Origin of the sequence: Micromonospora maritima (genome assembly GCF_902825405.1) — a bacterium.
GTDB lineage: Bacteria > Actinomycetota > Actinomycetes > Mycobacteriales > Micromonosporaceae > Micromonospora > Micromonospora maritima.
This window is the reverse complement of sequence record NZ_CADEAU010000872.1, coordinates 1-1,214: the sequence shown is the minus strand read 5'-3', so window position 1 is coordinate 1,214 and position 1,214 is coordinate 1. Positions and strand designations below refer to the sequence as shown.

Below are 1,214 nucleotides of genomic sequence, written 5' to 3'. Positions count from 1 at the left end.
GCGGTACACGTCGAGGACGGACCGTCCGCCGACCGCGGCCGCCAGCAGCAGGTTGGCCACCAGTTCCTCGGAGCTGGGGTCGAAGAACGCGCCGCGCTGACCGGCGGCGGGGACGCGGGGGGCGCGCTGCGGGACAGCGCCGGGCAGCTCGGCGTCGAGCTGGGTGACGTGGGCGGGGTCAGCGAGCCGTCCGGGCGCGGTACCGGGTACCTCGCGCTGATCGACGTGGTGGCGCTCTGGACCACCGGGTTGTTCTGCCTGAGCCTGGTGCTGCCGGACCGGGTCCAGGGCCGGGTGCAGGGGGTGGCCACGCTCGTCTTCTCGATCGTGCTGCTGCTGGTGTCGCTGGTGCTGCTGATCGTCGCGTTCGTCGAGCTGACGGTGATGGTGTCGCTGTTCCTGGCGCCGCCGTTCGGCACGCTGGCGTACCTGGCGGTGTGGGGGTTCTTCCCGGTCGACGACGCGGCCGTGCTGCTCGGGCTGGCGCTGCTGCTCAAGCTGGTCTGGGCCGGGCTGCTGCTGGCCGCCCAGCCGCGTTTCCTGCGCAACAAGGGGCTGGTGCTGCTGGCGCTGACCACGCTGCTGTGCACGGTGGTGCTGCAGTTCCTGCACGGCCTGGTGCCGGTGATCCTGGTCAGCATCCTGGACGACCTGGGCGCGGTGGTGTTCGCCGTGGTGGCGCTGATCTGGGCGCTGGTGCTGCTGATCGGCTCGATCCCGGCGATCGTCAAGGCGATCCGCACGACCGCGACCACGTCCGGGCGGACGGTCGACTGACCGGCCCTCAGGTGGTGGGTGCGCGGTCGGCCGCGGCGAGCCGGGCCGCGACGTCCGCCGGGTCGAGGTGACCGTCGGCGACCAGCACCCGGTGCCGGTTGCGGCGGGGCCGCCCGGCGGCGATCACCGCCGGCCGTTCGAACGCGTACGCCACGCAGACGCCCGGGTACAGGGCGGTGCGGACGAACCACCTGTCGCCCGGCCCCAGGCCGGCGAAGACCAGGGTGTACGCGCCGCCGCCCGGCCCGGTGCCGCGCAGCGCCACCCAGGGCGCGGTCGCGCCGTTGACCGCCTCCTCGCCTACCGCGTCGGCGGTGTGCACCCGCGGTTCCCCGGTTGCCGCCGCGCGCCAGAAGAACCCGCCGTAGCCGGCCCCGCCGGGGCGGCCGTTGGTCGCCGGGCTGCCCAGGCGCACGTCGGCGCCGGTCGCGGAGGCG

Annotated in this window: 2 protein-coding genes; one reads left to right on the top strand and one right to left on the bottom strand. The window is 74.8% G+C overall.

Annotation, left to right across the window (positions count from 1 at the left end):
• Positions 1-777 (top strand): hypothetical protein (locus HUW36_RS33170; RefSeq protein WP_246248449.1); only part of this gene is annotated, 777 nt, incomplete at its 5' end.
• 7 nt (positions 778-784) lie between these two features.
• On the opposite strand, the gene HUW36_RS33165 is transcribed toward HUW36_RS33170, so the two are convergent.
• The coding region (locus HUW36_RS33165) for a DUF6807 family protein (RefSeq protein WP_174531618.1) at positions 785-1,214 on the bottom strand (430 nt) is incomplete at its 5' end.